Below are 565 nucleotides of genomic sequence, written 5' to 3'. Positions count from 1 at the left end.
ATATTGAAGACATACGCCGACCTGAACTAACTGCGTTGAATCCATAATCAACACAGTCTTTCAGGTCGATGTAGAGCGCAAGACAACTCGGTCAGTCCCCTCTCCCTCTGGGAGAGGGTTAGGGTGAGGGGAAACAGGTGACTCGGTATCAACTGATCGGCGCAAACCCCTCAATCTCATCGGGCCAAACCGTCAACACCTCAAACCCGTCCTCCGTCACCGCCACCATGTGTTCCCACTGCGCCCGACAGCGAGCCGTCCTTGGTCAGCACGGTCCAGCCATCCGGCATGTTCTTCACATGGCGCTTGCCAGCGTTGAGCATCGGCTCAATGGTGAAGATCATCCCTGCCTTCAGTTTCAGGCCCTGATTCGGGTAACCGTAATGCAGCACCTGCGGCTCATCGTGATAGACCTTGCCGATCCCGTGTCCGCAGTACTCGCGCACCACACTGAAACCTTCACGTTCCGCCAGGCTCTGGATCGCATGACCGATGTCACCCAGGGTGGCGCCCGGACGTACGACGCGAATGCCGGCGCACATGGCCTCGTAGGTGGTCTTGATCA

Annotated in this window: 1 pseudogene; it reads right to left on the bottom strand. The window is 57.7% G+C overall.

Annotated elements, in window-relative coordinates:
* Positions 1–148: 148 nt before the first annotated feature.
* Positions 149–565, bottom strand: a pseudogene (locus tag BBF94_RS26920) (type I methionyl aminopeptidase); the annotation flags it as partial.

The sequence above is a fragment of the Pseudomonas bananamidigenes genome (assembly GCF_001679645.1).
GTDB lineage: Bacteria > Pseudomonadota > Gammaproteobacteria > Pseudomonadales > Pseudomonadaceae > Aquipseudomonas > Aquipseudomonas bananamidigenes.
Note: the sequence above shows the minus strand (reverse complement) of the source record. Positions and strands in the feature narration are given on the sequence as shown.